The organism is Tardiphaga sp., from assembly GCF_028290785.1.
GTDB lineage: Bacteria > Pseudomonadota > Alphaproteobacteria > Rhizobiales > Xanthobacteraceae > Tardiphaga.
The window spans coordinates 1-3,388 of record NZ_JAQGJD010000266.1 but is presented as its reverse complement, the minus strand read 5'-3'; the positions used below and the strand labels follow the sequence as shown (position 1 = coordinate 3,388).

The window sequence follows — 3,388 nt, the reverse complement described above, 5'->3', positions numbered from 1 at the left end:
GCCAATACCGTGCGCTATAACGCCCCCAAGAATCGTCAATCCAGACAAGAAACTTGGGGCAGGACATGACCACACCATCACCGCGCAAGGTCGCATTGGTTACCGGCGCCGCGCGCGGCATCGGGCTTGCGGTTGCCAAACGCTTTCTCGGCGAGGGCTATCGCGTCGCGCTGCTCGACATCGAGAACGAGCTTTTGCAGGCCAGCGTCGCGGCGCTGAACGATCCTGAAAATACGCTGGCCATCCATGCCGACGTCGCCGATGCCGGGGCGGTCGGCAAGGCCTTCGCGGCGGTGCAGGCCGGGTTCGGGCGACTCGATGCGCTGGTCAACAATGCCGGCATCGCGGTGTTCAAGCCGCTGCTGGACACCACGCAGGCCGAATGGCAGCGCGTGATGGACGTCAACCTCACCGGGCCGTTCCTGTGCACGCAGGCGGCCGCGCCCTTGATGCGCGAACATGGCGGCGGCGCCATCGTCAACATCACTTCGATCTCGGCATTGCGCGCGTCCACGCTGCGCACCGCCTACGGCACCAGCAAGGCCGGGCTGGCGCATCTCACCAAACAGTTCGCGGTGGAGCTGGCGACGCTCGGCATTCGCGTCAATGCGGTGGCGCCGGGGCCGGTGGAAACCGCGATGGCCAAGGCGGTGCACACGCCGGCGATCCGCGCCGACTATCACGACACCATCCCGCTGAATCGCTATGGCGGCGAGGACGAGTTGGCCGACGCCGTGTTCTTCCTGTGCAGCCCGCGCGCCAGCTACATCACCGGCCAGATGCTGGCGGTGGACGGCGGTTTCGAGGCCACCGGCATCGGCCTGCCGACGTTAAGGCGCGAAGGAAGTAACGGGTAAGTTAAGGGCCTCTCCGCGTCATTGCGAGGAGCGAAGCGACGCGGCAATCCAGAAAGCCACAAGCGAAGACTGGATTGCTTCGCCGCAAGGGCTCCTCGCAATGACGGCTTCACCTACTCCGCCATCGCCGCCGCCGGTTCGCGCTTGCGCAGCGTCGCCAGGCTGACCAGCAGCGCGCCGACAGCCGTCACTGCGATGGTCGCGACCATCGGCAGCGAGGTGCCGTCGAAGAACAGGCCGGCGACCGCGATCATGGCGCCGCCGGTGACCATCTGCAGCGTGCCGCCGAGCGCCGCCGCGATGCCGGCGATCGGGCCGTGGTTCTCCAGCGCCAGCACCATGGTCGATGGAATCACCAGGCCTAGAAACGCGAACGACACGAACAGCAGCGGAATCAATACGCGCAGGCTGTCGAAGCCCATCAGCGTCAGCGCCAGCAGCAGCACCGCGAACGCCGCATAGGCCGACACCGCCGCCATCACCACCCGCGCCATGCCGAACCGGCCGCCGAGGTGGCCGGCGAATTGCGAGGCGCCTATGAATCCGATGGCGTTGACCGAGAACGCCAGGCTGTATTGCGTCGGCGACAGGCCGTAGTGCCCGATATAGACGAAGGACGACGTTGCCAGGAACGCGAAGAAGCTCGCCATGCCCAGCCCGCCGATGAAGGTGAGGCCGAGGAAATGCCCATCGCGCAGCAATTCGGCAAAGCTGCCGAGCACGTTGCGGACGCTGCCCGAGATGCGCTCGTGGGCCGGCCTTGTCTCCGGCAGCAGCGCCGCCACCAGCGCGAGGCCGATCACGGCGGCGACGGTGACCGCGACGAACACCGCGCGCCAGCCGAACGGCACGATCAGCGCGCTGCCGGTGAGTGGCGCCAGGATCGGCGACACCGAGAACACCAGCATCACCAGCGCCATCAATTTGGTCGCCTCGACGCCGGTGTGCAGGTCGCGGATGATGGCGCGCGGGATCACCGCCATCGCGGCGGCGCCCGCGCCCTGCAGGCAGCGGAACGCGATCAGCCAGGCGACGCTGGGCGCCAGCGTGCAGCCGATCGAGCCGAGAATGAACAGCGCCAGCCCGGCATAGAGCGGCGCCTTGCGGCCGTAGACGTCGGACAAAGGGCCATAGGCGATCTGGCACAGGCCGAAGGCGATGAAGAACATCGTCAGCGTCATCTGCGTCGCCGAGGTCGAGGTGCGCAGGTCGGCCGTGATCGCCGGCAGCGCCGGCAGGTACATGTCGATGGCGAACGGGCCGACGGCGGACAACAGGCCCAGCACGATGGCGTTGCGGGTAAAGGGGGTCATTCGAGTTTCTTTGTGTTCGATGTTTTTTCGCGCCTTAACCTCTCCCCGCTCTGTGCGGGGAGAGGTGAAGAACTACGGCTCCATCGCGCAATTCACCATCCAGGGAATGCCGAATTTGTCGACACACATGCCAAAGCCTTTTGACCAGAACGTGGCGCCGAACGGCATCAGAACCGTGCCGCCGTCGGCCAGGGCGTGAAAGATCTTCTCGCCCTCGGCGGGGTCTTCCATGTTCAGGCTGATCGAAAAGCCCTGCGGCTGCCGGAAATATTCGGGCGCCGCGTCGGAGGCCATCACCACCTCGCCATCGATACTGAATTGCGAATGCAGCACCTTCTTGGCCATCTCCGGCGGCATGTGCGCCGCGGCCGGCGAGCCTTCGACATGCATAAGGACGTCGATCTTGGCGCCGATCGCCTTGACGTAGAAATTGAGCGCCTCTTCGCAATTGCCGTTGTAGTGGACGTAGGGATTGATCTGCATGGTGGTTCCTCTCCTTCGGTTGACGTTCACGATATCCAGCAGCGCATTGTCGCATCGCCGGTGACTTCCATATGACGTGGCTCGTCCAAAGCGCTTCTTTCTTCCCTCTCCCCTTGTGGGAGAGGGTGGCCCCGCGAAGCGCGGTCGGGTGAGGGGTGATGTTGCGCTCTGCAACTACCCCTCATCCGTCACGGCCTTCGGCCGTGCCACCTTCTCCCACAAAGGGAGAAGGAAGAAAGCGAGGACGCGTCACGTCTTCACTGCTTTCGTCATCGTCTCGCTCTCCTCCATCAACCGATCGAGATGCATGCGGATATGCGCGGCTTCGGCCGAGGTATTGGCCAGCGCGATGGCGCGGTTGAAGCTGATGCGGGCGTCGTCGTTGCGGCCGAGCTGCATCAGATAGGCGCCCTGCACGCCGAAGAAATGAAAGTAATTCGACAGTTTCGATGCCAGCGGCGCAATCATGTCCAATGCGGCTTCCGGGCCACGAACTTTCGACACCGCGACGGAGCGATTGAGCGTCACCACCGGCGACGGCTGCAGGATTTCCAGCGAGCCGTACAGCAGCTCGATCTGCGCCCAGTCGGTATCTTCCGGCCTGGCGGCGCGGGCATGCAGCGCGGCGATCGCGGCCTGGATCTGGTACGCCCCGGTGCGGCGGTGCCGCATCGCCTTGTCGATCAGCGCCAGGCCCTCGGCGATCATCTGGCCGTTCCACAGGCTGCGGTTCTG

General features: G+C 65.0%; 3 protein-coding genes and 1 pseudogene. 1 reads left to right on the top strand and 3 read right to left on the bottom strand.

Annotated features, from left to right (window positions below):
• Nucleotides 1-65: 65 nt before the first annotated feature.
• Nucleotides 66-857 carry an SDR family oxidoreductase gene (locus JWR89_RS16370; protein ID WP_299717965.1) on the top strand — a complete coding sequence of 264 codons (792 nt, stop codon included), beginning with the start codon at nucleotides 66-68 and terminating at the stop codon, nucleotides 855-857.
• Between the two features lie 113 nt (nucleotides 858-970).
• Here JWR89_RS16370 and JWR89_RS16365 read toward each other — a convergent pair whose 3' ends face one another.
• From JWR89_RS16365 to JWR89_RS16355, 3 genes and pseudogenes are all read right to left on the bottom strand, one after another.
• A complete protein-coding gene (locus JWR89_RS16365; RefSeq protein ID WP_299717963.1) occupies nucleotides 971-2,170 on the bottom strand; it encodes a multidrug effflux MFS transporter in 1,200 nt (399 codons plus the stop codon).
• A 72-nt stretch (nucleotides 2,171-2,242) separates the two neighbouring features.
• Nucleotides 2,243-2,653: a VOC family protein gene (locus tag JWR89_RS16360; protein WP_299717960.1), complete on the bottom strand. Its 411-nt coding sequence runs from the start codon at nucleotides 2,651-2,653 to the stop codon at nucleotides 2,243-2,245.
• A gap of 249 nt (nucleotides 2,654-2,902) precedes the next feature.
• Nucleotides 2,903-3,388: pseudogene (locus JWR89_RS16355) on the bottom strand (RNA polymerase sigma factor); the annotation flags it as partial.

Coding starts and splice junctions, on each gene's coding strand:
- JWR89_RS16370 (WP_299717965.1), top strand. CDS start 66: ATGACCACACCATCACCGCGCAAGGTCGCATTGGTTACCGGCGCCGCG.
- JWR89_RS16360 (WP_299717960.1), bottom strand. CDS start 2,653: ATGCAGATCAATCCCTACGTCCACTACAACGGCAATTGCGAAGAGGCG.
- JWR89_RS16365 (WP_299717963.1), bottom strand. CDS start 2,170: ATGACCCCCTTTACCCGCAACGCCATCGTGCTGGGCCTGTTGTCCGCC.